Origin of the sequence: Arthrobacter sp. zg-Y916 (genome assembly GCF_020907385.1) — a bacterium.
Classification (GTDB): domain Bacteria; phylum Actinomycetota; class Actinomycetes; order Actinomycetales; family Micrococcaceae; genus Arthrobacter_B; species Arthrobacter_B caoxuetaonis.
The window spans coordinates 562,710-586,817 of sequence record NZ_JAJJOD010000001.1; the positions used below are offsets into that span (position 1 = coordinate 562,710).

At 66.3% G+C, this 24,108-nt stretch carries 23 protein-coding genes and 2 tRNA genes; 12 read left to right on the forward strand and 13 right to left on the reverse strand.

The genetic code is table 11. The features are described from left to right. Window positions 1-8 precede the first annotated feature (8 nt). The gene (locus tag LOC59_RS02715) at window positions 9-425 is read right to left on the reverse strand and encodes a hypothetical protein (RefSeq protein ID WP_227894218.1); all 417 of its coding nucleotides are present in this window, start codon (window positions 423-425) and stop codon (window positions 9-11) included. Between the two features lie 261 nt (window positions 426-686). Between LOC59_RS02715 and LOC59_RS02720 the strand changes: the two genes are divergently transcribed. From LOC59_RS02720 to LOC59_RS02730, 3 genes are all read left to right on the forward strand, one after another. Continuing rightward, the gene (locus LOC59_RS02720) at window positions 687-1,973 is read left to right on the forward strand and encodes a glycosyltransferase 87 family protein (RefSeq protein ID WP_227915532.1); all 1,287 of its coding nucleotides are present in this window, start codon (window positions 687-689) and stop codon (window positions 1,971-1,973) included. Between the two features lie 10 nt (window positions 1,974-1,983). Continuing rightward, window positions 1,984-2,637: an MOSC domain-containing protein gene (locus LOC59_RS02725; protein WP_227915531.1), complete on the forward strand. Its 654-nt coding sequence runs from the start codon at window positions 1,984-1,986 to the stop codon at window positions 2,635-2,637. A gap of 328 nt (window positions 2,638-2,965) precedes the next feature. Further along, window positions 2,966-4,894 (forward strand): DEAD/DEAH box helicase, encoded by a 1,929-nt coding sequence (locus LOC59_RS02730; RefSeq protein WP_227894221.1) that lies wholly within the window; start codon window positions 2,966-2,968, stop codon window positions 4,892-4,894. A 47-nt stretch (window positions 4,895-4,941) separates the two neighbouring features. Here LOC59_RS02730 and LOC59_RS02735 read toward each other — a convergent pair whose 3' ends face one another. Further along, window positions 4,942-5,238, reverse strand: coding sequence for a PLDc N-terminal domain-containing protein (locus LOC59_RS02735; protein WP_227915530.1), 297 nt, complete (start codon window positions 5,236-5,238; stop codon window positions 4,942-4,944). A gap of 45 nt (window positions 5,239-5,283) precedes the next feature. Further along, window positions 5,284-6,660, reverse strand: coding sequence for a protein kinase domain-containing protein (locus tag LOC59_RS02740; RefSeq protein ID WP_227915529.1), 1,377 nt, complete (start codon window positions 6,658-6,660; stop codon window positions 5,284-5,286). A 263-nt stretch (window positions 6,661-6,923) separates the two neighbouring features. Here LOC59_RS02740 and LOC59_RS02745 point away from each other — a divergent pair. The 9 genes from LOC59_RS02745 to LOC59_RS02785 all read left to right on the forward strand — a co-directional run bounded on the left by LOC59_RS02745 (window position 6,924) and on the right by LOC59_RS02785 (window position 13,290). Next, a tRNA-Thr gene (locus LOC59_RS02745) sits at window positions 6,924-6,995 on the forward strand. Between the two features lie 73 nt (window positions 6,996-7,068). Continuing rightward, window positions 7,069-7,142, forward strand: a tRNA-Met gene (locus LOC59_RS02750). 272 nt (window positions 7,143-7,414) lie between these two features. Beyond that, complete coding sequence (locus LOC59_RS02755) at window positions 7,415-9,322, forward strand: hypothetical protein (protein WP_229970531.1); 1,908 nt, start codon at window positions 7,415-7,417, stop codon at window positions 9,320-9,322. Between the two features lie 94 nt (window positions 9,323-9,416). Next, window positions 9,417-9,983 carry a type 1 glutamine amidotransferase domain-containing protein gene (locus tag LOC59_RS02760; protein ID WP_227894225.1) on the forward strand — a complete coding sequence of 189 codons (567 nt, stop codon included), beginning with the start codon at window positions 9,417-9,419 and terminating at the stop codon, window positions 9,981-9,983. A 136-nt stretch (window positions 9,984-10,119) separates the two neighbouring features. Beyond that, on the forward strand, window positions 10,120-11,031 hold the full coding sequence (locus LOC59_RS02765; protein WP_229970532.1) for a DUF2797 domain-containing protein: 912 nt from the start codon (window positions 10,120-10,122) through the stop codon (window positions 11,029-11,031). Between the two features lie 69 nt (window positions 11,032-11,100). Next, window positions 11,101-11,331 carry a hypothetical protein gene (locus LOC59_RS02770; protein ID WP_227894227.1) on the forward strand — a complete coding sequence of 77 codons (231 nt, stop codon included), beginning with the start codon at window positions 11,101-11,103 and terminating at the stop codon, window positions 11,329-11,331. Continuing rightward, window positions 11,328-11,777 carry an FAS1-like dehydratase domain-containing protein gene (locus tag LOC59_RS02775; protein ID WP_227894228.1) on the forward strand — a complete coding sequence of 150 codons (450 nt, stop codon included), beginning with the start codon at window positions 11,328-11,330 and terminating at the stop codon, window positions 11,775-11,777. The genes LOC59_RS02770 and LOC59_RS02775 overlap by 4 nt, the downstream gene beginning before the upstream one ends. A 2-nt stretch (window positions 11,778-11,779) precedes the next feature. Continuing rightward, window positions 11,780-12,211, forward strand: a complete 432-nt coding sequence (locus tag LOC59_RS02780; protein WP_229970533.1) for a MaoC family dehydratase — start codon at window positions 11,780-11,782, stop codon at window positions 12,209-12,211. A gap of 5 nt (window positions 12,212-12,216) precedes the next feature. After that, the gene (locus LOC59_RS02785) at window positions 12,217-13,290 is read left to right on the forward strand and encodes a UDP-N-acetylmuramate dehydrogenase (protein WP_229970860.1); all 1,074 of its coding nucleotides are present in this window, start codon (window positions 12,217-12,219) and stop codon (window positions 13,288-13,290) included. Window positions 13,291-13,380: 90 nt separating this feature from the next. On the opposite strand, the gene asd is transcribed toward LOC59_RS02785, so the two are convergent. The 10 genes from asd to LOC59_RS02835 all read right to left on the reverse strand — a co-directional run bounded on the left by asd (window position 13,381) and on the right by LOC59_RS02835 (window position 24,062). After that, window positions 13,381-14,526, reverse strand: a complete 1,146-nt coding sequence (asd, locus tag LOC59_RS02790) for an aspartate-semialdehyde dehydrogenase (RefSeq protein ID WP_227894230.1) — start codon at window positions 14,524-14,526, stop codon at window positions 13,381-13,383. Between the two features lie 9 nt (window positions 14,527-14,535). Beyond that, window positions 14,536-15,213, reverse strand: a complete 678-nt coding sequence (locus LOC59_RS02795) for a dihydrofolate reductase (protein WP_227894231.1) — start codon at window positions 15,211-15,213, stop codon at window positions 14,536-14,538. Window positions 15,214-15,226: 13 nt separating this feature from the next. After that, window positions 15,227-16,033 (reverse strand): thymidylate synthase, encoded by an 807-nt coding sequence (locus tag LOC59_RS02800; protein WP_227894232.1) that lies wholly within the window; start codon window positions 16,031-16,033, stop codon window positions 15,227-15,229. Continuing rightward, window positions 16,030-16,440 carry a GntR family transcriptional regulator gene (locus LOC59_RS02805; RefSeq protein WP_227894233.1) on the reverse strand — a complete coding sequence of 137 codons (411 nt, stop codon included), beginning with the start codon at window positions 16,438-16,440 and terminating at the stop codon, window positions 16,030-16,032. The genes LOC59_RS02800 and LOC59_RS02805 overlap by 4 nt, the downstream gene beginning before the upstream one ends. Continuing rightward, on the reverse strand, window positions 16,437-18,152 hold the full coding sequence (locus tag LOC59_RS02810; RefSeq protein ID WP_227894234.1) for a hypothetical protein: 1,716 nt from the start codon (window positions 18,150-18,152) through the stop codon (window positions 16,437-16,439). The genes LOC59_RS02805 and LOC59_RS02810 overlap by 4 nt, the downstream gene beginning before the upstream one ends. A 173-nt stretch (window positions 18,153-18,325) precedes the next feature. Then, complete coding sequence (locus LOC59_RS02815; RefSeq protein ID WP_227894235.1) at window positions 18,326-18,850, reverse strand: ferritin; 525 nt, start codon at window positions 18,848-18,850, stop codon at window positions 18,326-18,328. Between the two features lie 115 nt (window positions 18,851-18,965). Then, window positions 18,966-20,021, reverse strand: a complete 1,056-nt coding sequence (locus LOC59_RS02820) for an NUDIX hydrolase (RefSeq protein WP_227915522.1) — start codon at window positions 20,019-20,021, stop codon at window positions 18,966-18,968. Further along, on the reverse strand, window positions 20,021-22,246 hold the full coding sequence (locus LOC59_RS02825; RefSeq protein ID WP_227894237.1) for an RNA degradosome polyphosphate kinase: 2,226 nt from the start codon (window positions 22,244-22,246) through the stop codon (window positions 20,021-20,023). The genes LOC59_RS02820 and LOC59_RS02825 overlap by 1 nt, the downstream gene beginning before the upstream one ends. Before the next feature lie 89 nt (window positions 22,247-22,335). After that, entirely contained in the window at window positions 22,336-23,310 is a 975-nt protein-coding gene (gene mshD, locus LOC59_RS02830) for a mycothiol synthase (RefSeq protein WP_229970535.1), read from the reverse strand. 41 nt (window positions 23,311-23,351) lie between these two features. Next, window positions 23,352-24,062, reverse strand: coding sequence for a winged helix-turn-helix transcriptional regulator (locus LOC59_RS02835; protein ID WP_227894239.1), 711 nt, complete (start codon window positions 24,060-24,062; stop codon window positions 23,352-23,354). Window positions 24,063-24,108: the final 46 nt, after the last annotated feature.

Here is a 24,108-nt window from a genome sequence, read left to right on the forward strand (position 1 = left end):
CAGGAGCTTCAGCGGCGTCCGGTCAGCCTGCGCTTACGCACCACCGGGTCCCGCAGGGCGTAGAACCGGCTGCTCTGCGGCATCCAGAGCAGTGCTGCGCAGAACAGCAGGAGCAGGCCCAGAGCCATCAGCGAGGGCCCCCGGAACAGCAGCGGAACTCCCACGATGAGACCCAGCGTGGTGAGGGTTTCCCTGCTGCTGCGCTTGCCGCGGCGCAGGCGGAAGGCGTAAAAGCCCGTCAGCAGACCCAGGGCGATGCCCAGGATCCCCAGGCTCAGCAGTCCCTGGCTGTCCTGCCGCTGGGTCTGTGCCGTGAAGAGGAAGGATCCGCCGGCAAGGATCAGGACGGCGGCGGCAACGATCCACGCCACCGAAGCAATGCGCATGGTGCCGGGCAGCGGGGTGCCGGTGGAGGAAGTGCTCAACCTGGTGGTCTCCTAAGCGAAGGGGATTCTTCCGCCGAAGCGGGACGCGGGTACGTCTTTGCTTCCTACGGTAGCCCGACTTCCGGAGGTAGCCGCTCGCGCCCGCGCCCGCGGGGGAGAGAGGGGACAGGCTGGTGCGTCATCTCCGAAAGTGAATGCTGCGCCGGCGGCACTGAAATATCGCTGTCCCCACTCCGGCCGGAGGGCAGCCCCGGTAGAGTATCCCTCGCCTGCCCGGGAGCAGGCCGGAGGGACAGGCACATGGCCAGGGTACGGCGCTCGCATGCTGCTGCTGCCGCGCTCACACTGGGCGCCGTGGCCGCCGCAGCCGGTCTGCTGTTTTTCGCCTTCACTGTTGCGCCCCGGGACGGCATCGATTTTCGGGTGTACCTCGCCGGGGGCCAGAGCGTGATCGATGCAACGGGTGAGCTCTATTCCGTCAGTATCCCCAACGATCCCAATCCCGGGCTGATGTTTACCTACCCGCCGGCGGCCGCCCTGCTGTTCGCGGTGCTGGCTCCGTTTGGGGAACGAATCGGTTTTGACGTTTTCTTCGGCTTGTCCCTGGCCGTCACAGCGCTGACGGCGCTGTGGCTGGTCAGCCATTTCAGCGGCAGGCACAGCATTGGTGCCGTCCTCCGGGGCTTTTGGCTTCGGCCTGCCGCCATTGTCTCTTTTGGCCTTGTGGCCGCGCTGGGTCCATGGCGGGACACCATGGCCTTCGGGCAGGTCAACATCCTGCTGTTCGCCCTGGTGATGCTTGATTTCCTCGAGCGGAGGGATAGCTGGCCCCGGGGCCTGCTGACCGGGGCCGCAGCGGGACTCAAGCTCACTCCGCTGGCGTTCGCCTTCTACTTCCTGGTGCGCGGAGACTGGCGGGGCCTGCGGAACATGGCCTTCGGGTTCCTTGCGGCGTTTGCGCTCGGCTTCCTGATTCTTCCGCGGGAATCGAAGATCTACTGGGGTGAATTGCTGCCGGACACCTCGCGTGTGGGCGGCGGCGGCTACATCGACAATCTCTCCATCCGCGGCGCACTGCTGCACTTTGCCGGGGGTGACGCCGAGGTGGCACCCTACTGGCTGCTGCTGAGCGTGGCCGCGGCGGCAGCCGCCGCCGTCGTCATCCGCCTGGCTACCCTGCAGGGCTCCCATCTCCTCGCCTTGGCGGCGGCGGCTCTGCTCATGCTGCTCGTGTCGCCCGTCTCCTGGTCCCACCATTGGGTCTGGGTGGCGCTGTTCCTGCCGCTGATTGCCTCCGGCCTGTATGGACTGCATTCCTCGCGGCGCCTGACGCGCCTGGCCGGATGGATCCTGCTGGCAGTCTCCACCGTGGTGTTCTACTTATCCCCCAAGACAATCGCCGTCCTGCTGGGAGCACAGGACCTGGACTCGCAGGCGCCCCTCCCGTACTTGATGCTCGCCAGTGCGGGCGTTTTCTGCGGAGCCGGCATGCTGGCCTGGTGGTTCGCCCTGCTCTGGCCCAACCGGCCCAGCGCCTGGTGGCGCCCCGGCCACGCCGCAGCGCACCCTCCGGCGCCCCGGCCCTAGACTGTTGCCTATGAGTTCCGGATCACTCCTGGCCGTATGCCGCGTCCACGTTCTACGGCCGACCTCTGACGCCGTGGGCGTCAGCGCCATCGACAAACGCCCCGCCGACGGCCCGGTGAAGGTCTATGCCCTGGGACTGACCGGGGACGTGCAGGCGGACCGCCGGCATCACGGCGGTGAGTCCAAGGCCATCTATGCCTATTCGCAGGAAGACGCCGAGTTTTGGGAAGCCGAGCTGGGACAAGCGGTACCTCCCGGCCGGTTCGGCGAAAACCTCAGGGTTGCCGGCATTGATGCCTCCCATGCCGTGGTGGGGGAGCGGTGGCGGGTGGGGGAATCCGTGGAGCTGGAAGTGACCTGCCCGCGCACCCCGTGCCGCAACTTCGCCCAGTACATGGGCCAGCCGAAGTGGGTCGCCCGTTTCGCCGCAGCGAACCGGCTGGGAACCTATCTCCGCGTACTGAAGCGCGGCACCATCCAGGCCGGAGACACCGTGCAGGTCCTTTCCCGGCCCGAGCACGGAGTAACAGTGGCCGACGTCTTTGCCGGGCTCGCCCCTGAGCAGCATGCACTGCTGCAGGGGGCGGGGGAATCCGGCCAGTACCTGTCCCCGGAAATCCGCAAGGTCCTGCGCCGCCGGCCGGCCCTGGAAGAGGCCTTCTAACCCCTTCCCCACCCGGATGTGCCGGACCTCACGCCCCGCTGGCTGGCGCTTGGGCGTAAATACCGTACACTTGAGTAATCCCCCACTCCGGTATTCCCTGATTTTCCTGCGGACTAAGTCCATTGCAGGTACGTTGTGTTGGGGCCCGCATGAAACATGCGGGCAGATTCATCTCCTGGGAGCGCCGGCAAAGAAATCGTCACACCGAGCCGCGGTCGCAAACCAGTGATTCAGGCCCACAGCTGTGACGGAGAGTCCTGCCTGGGATTGCAACAGTGCCCGGACTTATGTACTTGCAGCCGCCTGAACTGGCTGCCCGGCCCCACTGATGAGGAATACTCCTTTGCCTGAGAACACCCAAGAAATTGTCGAAGAAAACACCGAAGCCGTTGCTGAAGAAGCCAACGAGATTCTGTTCTCCGATTTCAACCTGGATGCACGCATCCTCGCCGCACTGACCGACGTCGGCTACAAGACCCCGTCGCCGATCCAGGCCGCCACCATCCCCGTTCTGCTTGAAGGCCGCGACGTCGTGGGCCTTGCCCAGACCGGCACCGGCAAGACCGCAGCCTTCGCTGTCCCCGCCCTTTCCCGCATGGCTGAACTGGCCGAGGTCAACGGACCCACCAAGGACACCCAGATCCTGGTCCTTGCCCCGACCCGCGAACTGGCCCTGCAGGTTGCAGAAGCCTTCACTTCCTACGCCGTGCACATGGACGACTTCACCGTCCTGCCCGTCTACGGCGGCTCCCCGTACGGTCCCCAGCTGGCCGGCCTGCGCCGCGGCGCCCAGGTTGTTGTTGGTACCCCGGGCCGTGTCATCGACCACATCTCCAAGGGTTCCCTGGATCTGTCCAACCTGCAGTACCTGGTCCTGGATGAAGCTGACGAAATGCTGCGCATGGGCTTCGCCGAAGACGTGGAGCAGATCCTCTCCACCACCCCGGATGAGAAGCAGGTTGCCCTCTTCTCCGCCACCATGCCGGGTGCGATCCGCAAGATCGCCAAGAAGTACCTGAACAACCCGGCTGAAATCACGGTCAAGTCCAAGACCACCACCGGTGTGAACACCCGCCAGCGCTACGTGCAGGTCATGGGCCCGCACAAGCTCGATGCCATGTCCCGCATCCTCGAGACCGAGGACTTCGACGGCGTCATCGCCTTCGTCCGCACCAAGATGGCCACCGAGGACCTCGCCGACAAGCTGAAGTCCCGCGGCTACAAGGCTGCCGCCATCAACGGCGACATCCCGCAGCAGCAGCGTGAGCGCACCGTCGAGGCCCTGCGCGACGGCAAGATCGACATCCTGGTTGCCACCGACGTCGCCGCCCGCGGCCTGGACGTCGAGCGCATCAGCCACGTCTTCAACTACGACATCCCGCACGACACCGAGTCCTACGTGCACCGCATCGGCCGTACCGGCCGTGCAGGCCGCAGCGGTGACGCGATCCTGTTCATGACCCCGCGTGAGAAGTACCTGCTGCGGGCCATTGAGAAGGCCACCCGCCAGCCCGTTGAGCACATGCAGCTGCCCGGCATTGACGTTGTCAACGCCAAGCGCCTGGCCAAGTTCTCCGAGCGCATCACCGAGACCCGCAACTCCGAAGACCTCTCCGTCTTCCGTGAACTGGTCACCAATTACATCGCTGAGAACGACGTTCCCGCCGAGGAAGTCGCCGCAGCCCTGGTCGTTATGGCCCAGGCCGGCCGCCCGCTGCTGATGGAAGAGATTCCGCAGGCTCCGGCCCGCCAGCGCGAGCGTTCCGAAGGCCGGAACGACGGCTTCGGTTCCCGCGGCCCGACGCGCCCGCTGACCGAAGGCAATGCAACGTACCGCATCGCCGTCGGACGCCGCCAGCGCGTGATGCCCGGCTCGATCGTCGGCGCCATCGCCAACGAAGGCGGCCTGTCCTCCGCCCAGATCGGCGGCATCGACATCCGTGCCGACCACACCCTGGTGGAGCTGCCCGCAGACCTGTCCAAGGACCAGCTGCGCGCACTGTCCCGCACCCGGATCGGCGGCGAGCTGATCCACCTCGAGCTGGACAACGGACGCCGCCCCGCACGTGAAGGCGGATCCCACGACCGCGCCGACCGCGGCGGCTTCAAGAAGGATTTCAAGAAGCGTGACGGCGAGCGTTCCTTCGGTGACCGCGGTTCGGACCGCCCGTACAAGAAGAAGTTCGACGGCGACCGCAGCTTCAGCAAGCCTGCCGGTGCCGGAACGGGTGCCCGTAAGCCGCGTTTCCGCGACTAAGAGTTCCTAACAGGTTGGGTGTCCCGCAGGGGGCACCCTTCCTGTGTTTAACGCCGGTTATGCTGCCCCTGTCTCCGGGCCGCAGCTATGTCTTCTATGTCTTCGGAGGGATTCCCGGGATGGCTGCGCCGTGACCGGTGCAGGTGGAAGAACCAGATGGCCGGGCCGAGGACGGGGAAGCCGAGTACGCCCAGCAGGCAGAGGAACTTCATGCCCGGCGCCAGTGTCTTCTCCCTGGCCAGGGAGAAGACTGCAGCGGCTGTCAGCAGCAGGATGAGGGCGCCCATGGCCGTGACCATGAACTCCCATGCCGCCGGTACGGTCGGATTGCTGGCTGGGCCCATGCTGCTCTCCTGTGGAATGCGGCCGCCTTTCGGCGCGGTCCCGAGCTAGTCTGCCACAGCCTGCTGACTGTGCAGGGGTTCTGCGCCGCGGCTGGATTCCCAGGCATCCCTGGCGTTCCTCGCATCCCGCCGCAGCTGCAGCACGTCGGCCGCCAGGGCAGCCAGGTCGCGCAGGGTGGCTTCCTGCTCCCCGGTAAAGCTCCGGGCCTTCCGGTCCATGATGCACAGGGTGCCGAGTGCCTGGCCTTCGGCGTTGTGCAGGGGCACGCCGGCGTAAAAGCCGAAGCCGGGGGAGGCGGCCACCCGCGGGTCATCTGCAGTGCGCGGGTCCTTCTGCACGTCGTCAACAATAAAAGGGGAGTCTTCGCGCACGGCCACGGGGCAAAGGGAGTCCGCTGCATCTCCTGAACCGCGTTGCGTTCCGCTGCCGGACATGGTCCATACCCGGTCCCCGCCCACGATCGAAACGGCCGCCACCGGCACGTCCAGCATGCGGGCTGTCAGGGCAGTGATCCGGTCGAGGATCGGATCGGGTCCGTTTTCGGAAACAGCGGCGACCTCCTCCGCGGCGCGATCGCGCTCAGTGTCCGCTGCCGTGCTCCGCCGTCCGCGGCCGGCCGTAGCCAGGTCCTGCATGGCTTCGGACACCTCGTGGGCCGAGGGCCGCTCCGCCGCCTCCAGCGCGGTCATGGCCCGCAGGATTCCCACCCACTCGGGTCCCAGGTCATCCGGAATCTCCGGCCCGCGGAACAGGCGCGCCAGTGCGCTTTCTACAGCCATGCCAGGGAAGGCACGGTTCCCGGTAAGGCAGCGCAGCAGCACGAGACCCAGTGAGTACACGTCGCTGTGCGGACCGGCGGGCTCGGAACGAACCTGCTCCGGGCTCATGAAGCCGGCTGTGCCGGTGAACTCGTCTCCCTGCGGGTCCGGAGAGCCGGCCATCTGGGCGACGCCGAAATCCGTGAGTTTGGCGCGCAGCCGGTTCTCGTCTTCCCGGTAGTCAAAAAGCAGGATATTCGCGGGTTTGATGTCCCGGTGCACAATGCCGCCGCGGTGCATGTAGTCCAGGCCGATCGCCAGGTCGTACGCCAGGTGCGCCACCTGGCGGGGCGGCAACGTGCCCTTTGCCAGCCGGCGGCTGAGGTCCGAGCCCTGGACCAGTTCCATGGCCAGCCACACGATCGAGGTGCCCGACGGCGAAACCTCGGTGCCGGCGTCGAACAGTGTGATCAGGCTGTGGTGGTTGAGCTGGGACAGGACCTTGGCTTCTGCCTCGTTCCGGCTGCGTTCTTCTTCCGTGCGGGCCAGGGAGGCGATAAGTTTCACGGCCACTTCACGGCCCAGGAATTCATCTACTGCGCGGTGGACGGACCCCATGGAGCCGGAGCCAATTCTTTCCTGCAGGCGGTATCTGCCGCCCACGACCGTTCCTGGACCCATGTGCCTAGGCATCCGCGCACTCCTGTAAGAATCTAGTCCTGCCGGCGGGGGGATCGGCGGTGCGGAAACGATGTTGTTTCCTTTCCCAGTCTACTGTTGGGGCCATGCCAAAAGGCGGCAAGACAGGCGGCTGACATGCGAAGACGGTGTCTTAGGTCACAGAAGCCCACTTTGGCCCGAATCGATTTCGTGATGCGGAGAAAGTGCTGGTAGAGTTTTATGTCGTTGCCCCGGTAAGGGGCGATGCCCCGATAGCTCAGTGGTAGAGCGCCATCTTGGTAAGATGGAGGTCCCGGGATCGATTCCCGGTCGGGGCTCTCAATGGGAGGGTCCGCGTTTCCAGCCCCTGTTGTCCAACAGGGGTGAGGCACGCGGGCTTGACTCATTTATGGCGGTGTAGCTCAGTTGGTTAGAGCGCACGACTCATAATCGTGAGGTCGGGAGATCGAGCCTCCCCACCGCTACAGATCGACCCCCGGAGCCTGCTCCGGGGGTCCTTTTGTTGTCCGGGTTGGTGCCGGTCCTGCCTGGACGGTGGTCCGGCGGGCGCGGGACACGCTACCCCACCTGCCCCGGAACGAGCAACGACGGCGCGGGACGGCTTGTAGGATCGCAGGGGAGAGCAGGCTGTCCCGATCAACCGTGCGGAACCAACCGCACGGAACAACACGGAATAACACGGAATAAATCGCACGGAATCAATCGCACCGAACGCGGAACGAAAGATGCAGACCCGATGACTGAAAACCTTCCTGATCCGGAGCAGCCGGAAGCCTGGCCGACGCGGCGCGGACGCAGGGCTGCCGAAGCACGCCGGGCAGCCTACGTCGTAGAAACGCCGGCCACCGGCGCGGACGCGGATGCCTCACCCCAGGAGCTTCCCGCTGCGGACCAGGGGACCACAGGGGAGCAGGGACGTGCAGCGGAAAGCCCGCAGCCCGTCTCGGGCCGGCGCAGCCGGGTCCAGAACGCCCCCGGGGCACTGGCTGTTGCAAGCGTTCCGGTGGAACCCGGTTTCAGTCCCGGGTCCGTGCCTGAGCCGGAGCCCGCCCAGGCGTACGAGCCCGTGCCTGAGCCGGAGCCCGCCCAGGCGTACGCCCAAGCGTACGAGCCCGTGCCTGAGCCGGAGCCCGCCCAGGCGTACGCCCAAGCGTACGAGCCCGTGCCTGAGCCGGAGCCCGCGTATCTGCCTGAACCTTCCGTGCTCCCGGAGTCTTCCTTCGCTTCGGAGCCTTCTTTCGCGCCGGATGCCGCCCAGTTTGCGGATCAGGCCCCCGTCGCCGAACCTGCCCTCCTTCCGGAGCCGGCCTATGCTCCTTCCGATGCAGGCCACGGAGATATTGCGGCAGGCCAGTACGAAGGCGTCCAGCTGCGCGATGACGAACCCGAGCTGCTGGACCAGCCAGCGGACGGCACAGGCCGGGCCGCCGAGGAAGCAAAACCAGCGGACGGACCGTCCGAAAGCCTGCCGGTCCAGCGGTGGGAGGATCCGAATCCGCGGACTACGGGGATTTCCAGGATTCCATTGCATACGGACCTGCCGGCGTCGCCCTTCCCGGCTGCAGTGCCCGAGCCCCCGGCCGAGCCGCCCACGAATTCCGATGAGCTTCCCCTGGCGGAGGGCCCGGTTCAGGCAGGAGAGGACTACCTCCCGGAGGATCCCGCAGAGATGCCCGTTGACCTGCGGGAGAAATCCCGTGCGGCCGTCCGCGGGGAACCGCATGACTTCCGCAGGGCGACCTTCCTGGACACTTCGACCGCAAAGATTCCGGCGACACGGGGTTTCCGCGGCTTCCTCGCGTCCATGGGGCTTCGTGTTGCCCCGTCAGCCAAGGAGCTCTCTGAACGCCGTGACATCCGGATGGTCAGCCAGCACTGGCCGGGGCCGCGGACCATCTCCGTAGTAAACGGCAAGGGTGGGGCCAACAAGACGCCCACCACGGTGATGCTCGCTGCACTCTTCGCGCGCAACGGCGGCGGGCCGGTTTTGGCGTGGGACAACAACGAGACCCGCGGAACCCTTGGCTGGCGTACCGAACAGGCCCAGCACGACTCAACGGTGATGGACCTGCTGCCCGAGACCGGGCTGCTGCTTTCTCCCAAGGCGCAGTCGGCCATGCTGGCGCGGTTCGTGCACCACCAGACTGACGACAAGTACGACGTCCTCCGCTCGAACCCCAATGTCCTGGCCTCAGCCCAGAAGGTAACGAAGGATGACTTCGATTCCCTGCATGCCGTGGCCTCGAAGTATTTCCGGCTCAGCATCGTCGACTCCGGCAACGATGAAAGTGCCGAGCGGTGGCTGCGGATGATCCACCACACTGACCAGCTGGTCATTGCCACCACCACTGTGGAAGAACATGCCGAGGCCGGTGCGCTCCTGCTCGAAGCGCTTTCCGAACGCGGGGGACGGTACGCGGAACTCGCCCGGGGCGCCGTCGTCGTTGTTTCCCAGGCGGACCGCAACGGCACTGACGCGCAGGCGCGGAAAGTCGCGGAGGCCTTCAGCGTCCTGGCCCGTGCCGCGGTGACCATCCCGTACGACCCTGCCCTGGTAAAGGGACAGATTCGTTACGCCTCCCTGCGCCCGGCCACGCAGCGTGCCTGGCTGCGGGCCGCGGCCGCCGTCGCCGGAGGCCTCTAGGAAGAAAGTCAGCTTGCTTAGTATTGCCTCTTTTCCTAGGGTAGGGGTCAGCGGCGGTTCAGAACGGACCGCCTGACCCACGAACGGAGGCAAAATGTCAGCACATGATATTTCCGGCAAGAAGGTCGCATTCCTGCTCACGGACGGCGTGGAGCAGATTGAACTCACCAGTCCCTGGGAAGCCGTGAAGGACGCCGGCGGACAGCCCGTCCTGGTCTCACCCTCCAGCGGCAGCATCCAGGGATTCAACGGCGCCGACAAGGCAGACACCTTTACGGTCGACCTGGACGTGGCAGATGCCAGCGCAGCCGACTTCGACGCACTGGTCCTGCCCGGCGGTGTGATCAATGCCGACTACCTGCGCGTGAACGAAGATGCCCGCCGGTTCGCCCGGGACTTCTTCGCAGCAGGCAAGCCGGTGGCTGCCATCTGCCACGGTCCGTGGCTGCTGATCGACGCAGGCGTCGTCAAGGGACGGGACCTGACCTCCTTCCATACCCTGGAAGTGGACCTGCGCAACGCAGGCGCCAACTGGTCCGACGAGGAAGTCGTCGTCGATCAGGGACTGGTCACCAGCCGCACCCCGGACGACCTCCCGGCCTTCAACGACAAGGTCGTCGAGGAGATCTCAGAGGGACAGCACGCAGGCCAGCACGCCTAGCGTCGCCCTTCGCTCCGCCCCGGATGCCCTCGGGTATCCGGGGCGGAGTGCTGTCCAGGGCGTACCCGCACCCGGGCCCACGGCGGGTGCGCTAGCGTGAAAGGGAACCCGTTTTGCCTCTGGAGGCCGCTGCCGTATGACCAATTCTTCGTTCCTGTGCGGTGGCACAGGCTGGGACCGTGATGGTGCCTTCCTCCGGCTGTCCGATCCCGCCGGACAGCCGGCAGCCCTGCGGCTGGGGCACGGAGCGGAACTGCGCTTCCGCATCCGTTCCGAAGCGCCGCGCTACTGCCTGGGCTATGAGCTGGTCCACGAAGAAGGCCGGAAACCGCGTGCCTGCCCCGACCAGGCTGCAGCCGAGCGCGGATACCAGTGCCGGCGCTGCTTTTTCGCGGACGAAGGACGGCTGGTCCACAACAGCCACCGCGGCGGGGACCTGCCGGCAGGCCTGCGCAGCTTCCTTGCACGCCCGCAGTGGCTCTATATCGCGACGTTCGCAGACGGAACCACCAAGGTGGGAACCGCAGCAGACCAGCGCAAAACCCTCCGGCTCACGGAGCAGGGTGCGCTGGCAGCCCAGTACGTGGCACGGGCGGCCAACGGATTGCAGGTCCGCATCCTGGAAGACGCTGTTTCCTCAGGCCTGGGGCTGCCTCAGGCTGTGCGCTCCGGCCACAAGTGCGCTTCCCTGGCCGCAGCGCTGCCGGACACTGTCCTGGAATCCATCAATGCAGGCCACGCTGATGATGCCAGGACTCTCTTGCTGGACCGCGAACAGCAGGGCTTCGACGTTGTGAAGGAGGCCTGGACACGGCCGGAGGCCTTCGACGCCGTGCTGCAGAACCCCGGCGCCGGTCTGTATCCGCTTCCACTTGGCGCGGGCGAGCATGGCCTGGTCCTCCGCGGCATGCTCGGGAGCACCGCACTCGCGGCAACTGACGACGTCGGCCTTTCCTTCCTTGCCGACCTCACCGCCCTGAAGGGACAGCGCCTTGAACTGGGCGCCTATTCAAGCGCCCTTCCGGCGCTGCAGGAACCGCTTTTCTGAGCTGTACCGCCGCCTGCCGGGCGGCCGGCCGTTTCGGCACTGCCAGCACCCCGACTGTATTCTGAAGCCATGCTTAACACCCCCTGGGAAACCGGATCTCCGCTGTACCGCCGCCTGGTTGTCATCGCTCTTTCCGTCACCGGCGCAGGAATCCTGATGGTCCTGCTCGGTGCGGTCACCAATCAGCAGATCATCATGTACCTGGCACTGCCGGTCATCGTGGTGGGCATGAGTGTGCACCTGAGCGGTATGGTGGTGCGAGCCCGCGACGCCCGACGCCGGATGAAGGGAACCAAATGAGCATCAACCCCGAGCTGGCTGGCCGGAGATACCCCGCCAGCGAGTCCTACCAGGTGGGACGCGAGAAGATCCGCGAGTTCGCCCGGGCTGTGAAGGCCAGCAATCCCGCCCACTTCGAAGTCGCTGCAGCACAGAAGCTCGGCTACTCAGATCTGGTCGCCCCTCCGACGTTAGCGATCATCGTGGCGCAGCGCGCCGACGCGCAGCTGATCGGCGATCCCGACGCGGGGATTGATTTCTCCCGGGTAGTGCACGCAGACCAGCGTTTTACCCACCACCGGCCAATCGTGGCGGGGGACGAGCTCCTGGCTGAACTGCACGTGGACACCGTCCGTGCCATGGGCGACGGTGCCCTGGTCACCACACGTGCCGAGATCTCCACCGTGGAAGGCGAGAAAGTCGCCACCACGGTTTCATCCATCCTCGTGCGGGGAGAGGGCCAGTAACCATGTCCATTGCACTGAGTGAACTCGAGACCGGCCAGGAGATTGGCCGCACCACTATTGAGATCAGCCGCGCGGACCTGGTCCGCTACGCCGGCGCTTCCGGCGACTTCAACCCCATTCACTGGAACGAACGCTTTGCACGCTCCGTGGACCTGCCCGGCGTCATCGCGCACGGAATGTTCACGATGGGAGCAGCCGTCCAGCTTGTTTCGGACTGGATCGGGGACCCCGGGGCCGTCATTGACTACCAGGCGCGGTTCACCCGCCCGGTGACGGTCGAAGACCTCGACGATGCGCCCGGCGCCGTCGTTGACGTCGTTGGAACCATCGGTGCCATCGACCCGGACAACTCAACGGCCCGTGTGGACCTTTCCGTGACGTTTAACGGCCAGAAGGTCCTGGTCAAAGCCCAGGCGGTGGTGCGGGTCTGGTGAGTGCCCTGACCTCGATACAGCTTGCATCACTGACGACTTCCCGGGTCGGCGGACCGGCCAGGCGTTACCTCAATGCCGAAACTGCTGACGAACTGATTTCGATGGTCCGGTCCGCGGATGAAGCCGGTGAACCCCTGCTCCTGGTGGGCGGCGGCTCGAACCTGCTGATCTCTGATGCAGGGTTCGACGGCGCCGTCGTGCACGTGGGGAACCGCGGCGTCGAGATCCTGGAGGGCAAAGGCAATACCGCGCTCGTCGAGGCGCAGGCCGGCCATCCTTGGGACGAGCTGGTCGCCTTCACCATCGCCCAGGGATACGCCGGTCTGGAAGCCCTGTCCGGCATCCCCGGACTGGCCGGTGCGACGCCGGTGCAGAACGTGGGCGCGTACGGAGCCGACGTCTCGCACAGCATCGCTTCAGTGCGTGCCTGGGACCGTCAGACCCGGACGGAACGCCATTTCGGAGCAGGTGAACTCGAGTTCGGCTACCGCGATTCCCTGCTCAAGCGCACAACCGTGAACGGCTCGCCCCGCTATGTTGTGCTGAGCGTTCAGTTCTCCCTGACCCGAGGATCCACCAGTGCGCCCATCCGCTACGCCGAGCTGGCACGCGCCCTGGGCGTTGAAGTGGGAGATACTGCCAACGCCGCGGATGTCCGGCGGGAAGTGCTGCGCCTGCGTGCCGGGAAGGGGATGGTCCTGGACGCCGCGGACGCTGATACCTACAGCACCGGTTCCTTCTTCACCAATCCGATCCTGCCTGCTCCGGACGCTGACCGGCTCCCCGCCGGCGCCCCCCGCTACCCCGTGGCCGAGCCGGGCATGGTCAAGCTCAGCGCTGCCTGGCTGATCGAGCATGCCGGATTTGGAAAGGGCTTCGGTCTGCCCGGCACTCCGGGGGCTGAGCTTGCCGGCGGGCGGGCTGCCCTGTCCTCCAAACACACACTGGCCGTCACGAACCGCGGCTCTGCCTCAGCCGAAGACCTGCTGGCCGTGGCCCGCGCGGTCGCGGACGGCGTCGAACAGGCGTTTGGCATCCGCCTTCACCCGGAGCCGCTGCTCATCAACTGTGCGCTCTAGCCCCCGCTTAACCACCGAGAGGCCAGTTACGGCTCTTTTGAGACCTCAAAAGAGCCGTAACTGGCCTCTCGGCGAGAAGGGCAGGAGAACCTAGAGGTTGCCGGTGGCGATCCGCAGCATGCGGCGCAGCGGCTCGGCTGCTCCCCAGAGGAGCTGGTCGCCGATGGTGAAGGCGCTGATGTACTCAGGGCCCATTTCCAGCTTCCGGATCCGGCCGACGGGAATGTCCAGTGTGCCGGTCACAGCCACCGGGGTGAGCTGTTCCATGGTGGCTTCCTTGGTGTTCGGAACTACCTTGGCCCATTCATTGTCGGCGTCGATGATCCGCTCGATCTCGGCGACGGACAGGTCTTCGGTCAGCTTCAGCGTGAGCGCCTGGGAATGCGAGCGCATGGCACCGATCCGCACGCACAGCCCGTCGAACGGGATCCGAGCGGCGCCGGCGGTGTTGCGGCCGAGGATCTTGTTGGTCTCCGCGCCGCCCTTCCACTCTTCCTTGGACTGCCCGTTGCCCAGGTCCGCGTCGATCCAGGGGATGACCGAACCGGCCAGCGGAACGCCGAACTGCGAAGAATCCATGGAAGGATCCTTCTGCTGGGCCAGGACCGCGCGGTCGATTTCGAGGATGGCCGACGCCGGATCAGCGAGGTTCGCTGCGACAGCGGAGTTCAGGGAACCGAACTGGTTCAGCAGCTCGCGCATATGGCGGGCACCGCCGCCGGACGCTGCCTGGTAGGTCATGGACGTGCCCCACTCAACGAGACCGTTGCGGAACAGCCCGCCCAGGCCCATCAGCATGCAGGAGACGGTGCAGTTGCCGCCAACGAAATTCTTCACGCCCCTGGCCAGGCCGGCGTCGATGACGTCGCGGTTGACCGGGTCCAGCACGATAATGGCGCTCTCGTCCATGCGCAGGGTGGAAGCGGCATCGATCCACAGGCCGTCCCAGCCGGCGTCGCGCAGCTTGGGGTAGACCTCGGAGGTGTAGTCCCCGCCCTGCGCGGTGACAATAATGGGCAGCTTGGCCAGGGTCTCGATGTCATACGCGTCTTCCAGGGTGCCCGCACCCTGGGCGAAATCCGGAGCGGAGCCGCCGGCGTTCGACGTGGAGAAGAAGACGGGGTTGATCAGGTCGAAGTCGCCCTCGTCCTGCATGCGCTGCATGAGGACGGAACCGACCATGCCCCGCCAGCCGACGAAGCCCGCGGTGGGAACAGAGGAAGCTGCTGTTGTCATGGTTTCAGTCTAGGCCAGCGGCTCGCGGCCGTCCTGATCGGTTACGTTCCGGTTCCGGGTCCACAGTGCGAACCGGTACTGAAGTCCGTTGCCGGAGGTGTACCAGCCCTGTGCGGGGCTAACGCCGGTGAACGTCCACTCCGACCCAAGCCGGGGAGCGTAGCTGTCGCCCTCAGTTTCGGTATTGATGACGGTGACGACGGCGATGTCCGCCAGGGGTTCGGCTTCGCCGTAGACCTGCGATCCGCCGACAATCCAGATCCTGTCGCTGCCTTCGCTTCCCTCCGCTGTCTCCAGCGCCGCTTCCAGGGACGGGACGACGACGGCGCCCAGCGGCTCCAGCTCCGCAGCGAGCCCTTCGCGGGAGGAGATCACGATGTTGGTGCGCCCCGGCAGCGGGCGGAAGGCGTCGGGGAAGGACTCCCAGGTGCGCCGGCCCATGACGACGGGGTGCCCCAGCGTGCTGTCCTTGAAATGTTTGAGGTCTTCGGGCAGGTGCCACGGCATGCCGCCGTCCTTGCCGATGACTCCGTTGGTGGTCTGTGCCCAGATCATGCCCACCAGGGGGACGCCGGAGCCGCCCATGCCCCGGGAGGCCAGCGCCTGGTCAAGGTCCTGGCCGTCGGCGTCGGCGACGCCTACGGGGTAGTAGTGCATGGAATCTGCGAACTTGTTCAGATCGTTCAAGGCGGGTGCCCTTTCACACGGCGATAGGTGCCTTGATGCCCGGGTGGTGCTGGTAGTCCAGGACCTCGAAGTCATCAAGTTCGTAGTCGAAGATGCTCTCAGGCTTCCGCCTGAGCCGCAGTCTAGGATACGGGAACGGCGCGCGGGTGAGCTGCTGCGTTACCTGGTCCATGTGATTGTCATAGATGTGGACGTCGCCTCCGGTCCAGACGAACTCGCCGGGTTCCAGGCCAACCTGCTGCGCGACCATCAGCGTCAGCAGGGCATAGGAGGCAATGTTGAAGGGGACGCCCAGGAAGGTATCCGCCGAGCGCTGGTACAGCTGGCAGGAGAGTTTTCCGTCGGCAACGTAGAACTGGAACATGGCATGGCAGGGAGGCAGTGCCATGTTCTCGACTTCAGCCGGGTTCCAGGCCGTGACGATATGCCGGCGCGAATCCGGGTTGGTCTTCAACCCCTCGATGAGCTTCTGAATCTGGTCGATCTGCCCGCCGTCCGGAGTGGGCCAGGAGCGCCACTGGACGCCGTAGACCGGGCCGAGCTCGCCGTCGTCGTCCGCCCATTCGTCCCAGATGGTGACGCCGCGTTCCTGCAGCCAGCGCACGTTCGAGTCTCCGCGCAGGAACCACAGCAGCTCCAGGGCCACGGACTTGAAGTGGACCCGCTTGGTGGTGATCAGCGGGAAAGACTCACTGAGGTCAAAGCGCATCTGGCGGCCGAAGACGCTGCGGGTTCCGGTGCCTGTCCGGTCGGACTTCCGGGTGCCGTTCGCCAGGATGTCGCGGAGCAGGTCTTCGTACGGGGTGGGAATGGTGGTCACTGCTCCAGTGTAGTAGCGGGCTGGCGGTGGGCCAGTGCATCGCGCAGGAGCGAGAGCACAACGGCGTCGCTGAGCCCGTGCCGGCCTGCCGCTGCGGTGAGGAGCCCGACGGCGGCGCCCACTTCAGCGGGAACGGTACCGGGTTCGGCGGCGGGCGGGGCAGCGCGCTGTGCAATGACGGTGCCGCGGCGGCGGAGGGCTGTGACCGTTCCCTCGGCTTCGAGTTCCTTGTACGCCCGCGCGACGGTTCCAGGGGCGACACCCAGATCCGAGGCGAGGGTGCGGATGGTGGGCAGGCGGTCGCCCGGTGCCAGGGCCCCGGCGGAGACAAGGGTGCTCACCTGGGCACGGATCTGTTCATACGGCGGTACGGGGGAGCCCAGATCCACCTGGATCTGTGCGCTCATGCCCGCTGCGCAGGCGAGAGGTCTGCCCGCTCGGCGTACCGCGGGTCGTCCGGGAAATGGGACGGACCGAACTGGCGCCACGCAACGACAATCGCTGCGAGCAGCAGCAGGGAAGCCACTGCATTGCTCTGCTGGACCAGTGGAGCGAGCCAGGTCAGGGGAGGTTCGACTTCTATGTCGCGGATGTACGTGTGGGCCCACGGACTGTGCAGGGAGACGTCGAAGAACACCAGTCCCGCGGCCGCGAGGCACGTGGCGGTGCTGGTGCGCGCCAGCCGGAACAGGGCGACCCGGCGCAGCCTGAGGTCAACGTCGCGGTCTGCCGGCAAAGCCGGCCGGGCCAGCACCTTCCGTGACACCAGATAGGTCAGCAGCGGCAGCAGCAGGACCAGCAGGGTGGCGGCGAGGGCGAAGCGCCAGTCGAAAAAGGGCTCGGGAGCTGTGACGGGGCCGGGCTGGCCGGCCCCGGGCCCGGAACGCGCGTTGGCTGCGGACTCAGCGAATGCCTGGGCTGCCCGGTCCACGGACGGCGCAAGCAGCGCGGTACCCAGGAGGGTTCCCAGGGCCAGCGCTGCGGCAGCCGTTCCGGTCCACCCGAGCCAGCGCGGCGGCCGGACGAAGTCATAGGCCCCAGGGTCAAGCGGTCCGGCGGCGGGCGAGTGTTTCCGAATCCGGCGGGCAGAGGTGTATTCCGTCAGCGCACAAAGGAAGGTAAAGCTGCCCGCTGCTGCCGCCAGGGCGAGGGGTGCTGCGGTCCGGTACTCCCAGTTGGGGGCAAAGATCCCGATCCAGGCAACCCCTGCGAGCAGCGTGCCGCCGATGGTCAGGCGCAGGCTCGATGCCAGTGACTTCACCGCCAGCGGCGAGGATGCGGGGACGGCGCCGGCGAAGGCGGACGGTTCCGGCAGCGGGACCCGGGGAGCCCGCTTGAACAGTGCCAGGATGCCGGCGAATAACAGGGGCAGGGACAGGTTCCGCAGGCCGTCAGCGGCAGGGCTGAGCCCCGGCGGGTCCGGATAGTTGCCGAGGAAGATGCCCCCGGAAGAGGCCAGAAGCAGCATCACAGCGGCCGCAGTTCGCAGTACCCGGTGGGCTGAAGCCCTCCGCAGTGCGGCGTCGGCTTCCGGGGCCGTGCCCGGAACAGCAGGCCGGACCGAGATGAGCTTCAGGACCCCGGCAACCGCCGCCACGGTGAGCAGGAGCCAGGGCGCCCAGCCTGCCAGAAGCTGCCGGGCAGGCACTGAACCGGGATCACGGGCCAGCGTCGTCGCCAGGATGAGCAGGTTGTAGGCCAGGAAGATACAGGCCAGGCCCGTCATATACCGGGGGATCAGGGCGCGGACTCCGCGGTGTTCCAGGCGGGCGGTGCGGACGGTTCCGCGCGGCCGCGGCCAGGTGAGTTCCCCGGCGGCAAGCACGGCCAGGGCGAAGACCGTGGGTGCGCCCAGCTGCACCACTGCGGAGGAGAACGCGTAGTGTCCGTCCCACCAGAGTTCACCGCCGGTTTCCCGCAGCACCGGCTGCAGCACTCCGGGAAGCCACAGCGCGGTGCCCAGTGCGACCATCCCGATCCGTCGGGCGTACTTCTGCGCCGCTTCAGTAATGGTCCGGGGGTCGGTGCCCGGCTTCGGCCGGACGGTGAGCATCATAAAGGCGACCACCACAGCGCAGAAGACCATGGTGCCAATAACCGATAGTGCGGCCGCAGCCATGTGGAGCCCCCGAACTCATCCGCGAATATTTGTACCGAGTCTCTGGTACAAAACTCCGGGCGTCAAGGGTCTTCCCCTCGAGGGGAAAGGGGGGCGGGGATCAATCGCACAACCACTCGAGATAGCAGAAACTGCCCGTATGAGCGCTCATACGGGCAGTTTCTGTCATCTCGTTAGAGGGCGCCGCCCGCGGCCTCGGGAGCACCCGAGTCCTCGCCGCCGTCGCCCACGCGCTCGCGGGCCATAAAGTTTTCCAGGTCGAAGAGATTGTCAGCGCGGCGGGCCACGGTCAGCAGCGTGCTCATGGACGCCACCTCTTCCACCTGCTCCTTGAGGAACCAGAGCATGAACTGCTCACCGAGGGCATCGCCTTCGGCGCGGGCAGCAGCGAACAGGGCCTCAATCTGCGAGGTGACCTGCTTTTCCTGTGCGAGTGCAAGTGCAATCGGCTCCACGACGTCCGAGAAGTCGTTCTTCACTGCAGCGATGCCGGGGATCCGGACGGGCAGGTCCCGGTCGAGCATGTACTGGACCAGCATCATGGCGTGGTTCCGCTCTTCGACGGACTGTGCATAGAAGTGGCGTGCCAGCTGCGGGAGGTCTTCGCTGTCGAAGTAGACGGCCATGGCCACGTACTGCTGCGAGGCGTTGAATTCGTTCCCGATCTGGGCTTCAAGGAGTTCGGTGAATTTGCTCATAGCCCCACAATATGTGTGCTGACCTGCGGATAAAAGGACGGATAGGCTTAGCTCGCCAAGGATAGGCTACGCATTCACCGCCGGCCGCCGGCCGCCGGTCCCTGGCCGTCAAACCCTAGTCATCAAACGGGCGGTAGCGTTCCACGGAAACGGTACGGCGCGGATTGCGCCGGCTGACCTGGCACACCACCATTTCGCCCGGGGCGAGGTACGGGTCTTTGTCCGGGAGTTGGTCCGCCAGGGCATCGGTCATGGTTGAGGCCAGGACCTCGAATACCAGGGGCAGGACCGGGCGGTGCGTGCACAGCGCCACGGGCCGCATTTTTTCAAAGAGGCTGTCGACGGCGCCGCGCGCCTTCCCGGGCTTGCGCTTGGCATTGTGTTCCGTGAGCGCGTCCACGGTCTTGAACTTGGGCTTGCGGGCATTCACGTAGGGACCCATGGTCTGGACGCACCGCAGCCATGGGCTGGACACCACCCGGCCCGGCTGCCATGCAACCAAAAGGCGTGCGGTTGCCTTGGCCTGGCGCTGCCCCGTCGCGGCGAGCGGACGGTCGCCCTCTGCCCTGGCCCAGGAGGAGCGGGGTTTTGCCTTGGCATGACGGACGATGATCAGCGGCCACGTCGCGAGGTCCCCGGCTTCGAAGGCCGCTACCAGTGCTTCCAGCGGGGCCCGGTCGGTCGGGTTTGTGAGCAGCGCGGAGGCTTCTTCCGGCGCGGACCAGCGGAACCCGTCGACTTCCTTGCGGTCCGGGCGGGGCTTCTCGGTGTCGACCTGCGCTGCCCAGTAATGGACTGCCTTGATCCCCGACGCTACGGGATAGCGGGTTTCCGGCAGCGGGATGCCGAGCCGGATTTCCAGCCCCACTTCCTCCTTCACTTCCCGGACAGCGCATTCCGGCAGGGTCTCGCCGGCATCGAGTTTGCCTTTGGGCCAGGACCAGTCGTCGTACCGCGGACGATGGATCAGCAGCACCTGCAGCCCTTCGGCACGCACCCGCCAGCACAGCGCACCAGCGGCAACCACGCGCGGCTCCCCGGTGAGGTCCAGGGAAGCGCTGCTCCGGCCCAGCAGCAGCGCAGCCGTCTCTTCGGGCGTGTCCTGCCCCGGAATCGGTTCGGCGCCGCCGCCGGTTCCCTGCAGGGAAGCAGGGCTGTCCGTGCCGGGCATTAGCGGCGGGCCAACGCACGTTGGCGGGAGCGTGAAGCCAGAAGCCAGGACTGCACGTCCTGGAGCGGGGTTCCTTCACCGTCTTTGTGGTGCCGGGTCCAGATGCCGTCGGCGTCCAGGTGCCAGCTGGCTGTTCCGGCGTCCAGGTAGCGGTCCATGAGTTCAATCAGGTCCGTGATGTCGTCCTTGGACCCCAGCTGGACCAGGGCCTCCACACGGCGGTCCAGGTTGCGGTGCATCATGTCCGCAGATCCGATGTAGACCACCGGGTCCCCGGCATTGGCGAACGCGAAAACCCGCGAGTGCTCCAGGAAACGTCCCAGCACCGAACGCACGGTGATGTTCTCGCTGAGGCCGGGAACGCCCGGCCGCACCGAGCAGATCCCCCGCACGATCACGTCCACCCGCACGCCTGCCTGTGACGCGCGGTAGAGGGAATCGATGATTGCCTCGTCCACCATGGAGTTGACCTTGATGATGACCCGCGCGTCCAGTCCGGCCTTCTGATTGGCGATTTCGCGTTCGATCCGGTCGATCAGTCCGGAGCGGACCGACCGCGGTGCCACGAGCAGGCGCTTGAAGGTGGACTTGGGGGCGTAGCCGGAGAGCTGGTTGAACAGCTTGGTCAGGTCTTCGCCGACCTTGTCGTTGGCGGTGAGGAGCCCCAGGTCCTCGTAGTACCGGGCCGTGCGCGGGTGGTAGTTGCCGGTGCCGATGTGGCAGTAGCGGCGCAGCCCGTCGACCTCCTGGCGCACCACCAGGGACAGCTTGCAGTGGGTCTTCAATCCCACGATTCCGTAGACCACATGGACGCCGGCCTGTTCGAGCTTGCGGGCCCAGGAAATGTTCGCCTGCTCGTCGAAGCGGGCCTTGATCTCCACCAGCGCCAGTACCTGCTTGCCGGACTCTGCGGCATCGATCAGTGCGTCGACAATGGGGGAGTCGCCCGACGTGCGGTACAGGGTCTGCTTGATGGCCTGCACGCGGGGATCCGCTGCTGCCTGTTCCAGGAAGGCCTGGACGGAGGTGGAGAAGGAGTCATAGGGGTGGTGCAGCAGGATGTCCCGGCGGCGCATGGCGGCGAAGACGTCAGCCGGCTTGGAGGTTTCCGACTCCTTCAGGTGCAGGCTCGTGTGCGGAACCTGCTTGGGATAGTGCAGGTCCGCCCGGTCGATGCGGCTGATGACGCTGAGCCCGCGCAGGTCCAGCGGGGCCGGAAGGGTGTAGACCTCGTCTTCTTCCACGCCGAGTTCGCGGACCAGCAGCTGGCGGATGCTCGGATTGATATCCGGAGTGACTTCAAGCCGGACGGGCGGTCCGAAGCGGCGGCGGAGCAGTTCCTTCTCCAGTGCCTGGAGAAGGTTCTCGGCGTCGTCCTCTTCAACTTCGAGATCCTCGTTGCGGGTGACCCGGAACGTGTAGTGCTCCACGACGTCCATGCCGGGGAAGAGCTGGTCGAGGTGCTCCGCAATGACTTCCTCGAGCGGAATGAAGCGGGCCGTCCGCCCGGCAACGGTTCCCGCCCTGGGCCCGTCGACGGAGACCAGCCGCGGAAGCTGGTCCGGCACTTTGACCCGCGCGAAGAACTCCTTGCCGCTGACCGGGTTGCGGACCACCACGGCCAGGTTCAGGGAGAGCCCGGAAATGTAGGGGAACGGGTGCGCCGGGTCGACGGCGAGCGGGGTCAGGATCGGGAAGACCTTCGCCGCGAACTGGCGGTGCAGCTGCGCCTTGGAGGCGTCGTCGAGTTCTTTCCAGCTGATGAGGTGGATGTTCTCGTCGTCGAGCGCCGGGCGGATCTGCCGGGCAAAGACCTCCGCATGCCGCTGCTGCAGCCGGTAGCCGGCTTCGGTGATTTCCTCCAGCTGTTCCACCGGGCTGAGGCCGGCGGCGGAGGGCACGGCAAGGCCGGTCGCGATGCGGCGCTTGAGGCCGGCGACCCGCACCATGAAGAACTCATCCAGGTTCGAGGCAAAGATGGAGAGGAAGTTGACCCGCTCCAGCAGGTACAGGTCCGGGTCCTCAGCCAGTTCCAGGACCCTGGCGTTGAAGTGCAGCCAGCTGATTTCGCGGTCCAGGAAACGGTCCGGGGTGACTTCACCGCTGGGCAGCAGTGCCGGCCCGAAGTCCGGTATGTCGATGCGGTCCTGTGTGGCCCGCGGTGCCGGCATGGCTTCGGCTGACCCGAAGGAGGTCCGTGTGCTGGCTGCGGTGTCGGAATCCATAGTCTTATCTCCCCTGGCAGTTCTGGCAGGCTGCGGGCGCCGGTAGGCCGGTGCCGCACCTCATCCTCCACATTACAAGCCGGCAGCGCCTATTCCGCCGCGTACATCACGTCGACATCCCAGCGGACGAAGCCGAGCCTCCGGTAGAGCGCAACCGCGGGGGCGTTGTCCGCATCGACGTAGAGCATGACGGCGTCCAGCCCGGCATCATGCAGGTGCCGGATGCCGGCCAGCGTCAGGGCCTTGCCCAGACCGGTGCCCTGCGCTTCGGGGATGACCCCCACGACGTACACCTCGCCCATTGCCGGATGGCTGCCCATGCGGGGGTGGACCTTTGTCCAGTGGAAGCCCAGCAGTTCGCCGTCGTCCTCGCGGACCGCCAGCAGGAACCCGGCAGGATCAAACCACGGCTCTTCCATCCGCGCCGCCAGGTCCGCGCGGGTCATGGCGCCCTGTTCCGGGTGGTGCGCGAAGGCTGCAGCGTTGGCCTTCAGCCAGGCATCTTCGTCGCGCCCGGGTTCGAAGGAACGCAGCACAACGCCGTCGGGCAGGGACGGGGCGGGCAGCTCCGCCTTGAGGGAATCGCGGGTGAGGCGCATCCGCCACAGTTCACGCACCGGACGGTAGCCGAAGTGGGCGGCCAGCCTGACGGCTGCCTCATGGTTGCCGTGGGACCAGGCCTTGTAATCCCGGCCGGTGTCCTCCCGTACGGCACGGGCCAGTGCCGATCCCACGCCCTTGTTGCGGTAGTTCGGATGCACCACGAGTTCCAGGACACCGGCGTCCGGATCTGCGGGATCAACGCTGAGGACGGCGACGCCGGCGAGTTCCTGAGCAGTGGAGGGATCGGAGTGGTCGTCATGGGCGAAGGTGGAATAGACACGCAGATGGTCCGGGTCCGCGTCAGCTGCCCGCAGGTCCACCAGCGTCTGTTCCGAGAGCGGGGGATTTCCGTCAGCCTCGGCGGCAGCGCCGGCAAGCTCCAGGATGCCGCGCAGCGAACCTTCGTCAGGAGTGCCTCGGGTAGTGAGGATAGGCCATGTGGTCAGGGGATTCTCGCTCATTGAAGAAGACTAGCCCCCATGGGCCTGTCAGGGGAGACGCATCAGCCCTCGCGTCCGGCGGTGGCCGTCTGCTCCTCAGCTGTCCGTGAGCGTGCGAACCGGTAGCCGACGTTGCGCACGGTGCCGATCAGGTTTTCGTGGTCCGGCCCCAGCTTGGCGCGGAGGCGCCGGACGTGCACGTCGACGGTTCGGGTGCCTCCGTAGTAGTCGTACCCCCAGACTTCGTGCAGCAGCTGGTCGCGGGTGAAGACCCGGCCCGGATGCTGGGCAAGGTACTTCAGGAGTTCGAACTCCTTATATGTGAGGTTCAGCGCCGTGCCGCTGACGCGGGCGGTGTAGCTGGCCTCATCGATGACGACGCCGGAGGCATGGATTTCGGTGCCCGTGTCCTCGGCGGCGGCGTTGGACCGGGAGACGGCCAGGCGCAGCCGGGCTTCCAGCTCGGCCGGACCGGCGGTGTCCAGGACGACGTCGTCGGCCAGCCAGTTCGCTGCCACAGCGGCCATGCCGCCTTCGGTCAGGACCAGGATCAGCGGTGCGCCGAGTCCGGTGGCCTTGAGCAGCTGAGTTAGCGACCGCGCCCCGACCAGGTCTTTGCGGGCATCAACAAGTACAACTTCGCACGGCTCGATATCCAGCAGCGCAGTCGGTTCGGCCGGGACTATGTGGACCTTGTGGTTCAGGAGTTCCAGGGCAGGCAGGATTTCAACTGATGACCCGGCACTGTTGGTCAGGAGCAGAATGTGCGACATCGAACCTCCGAAAGTTAGGCGCACATCATCGGGCACGTTTACTACC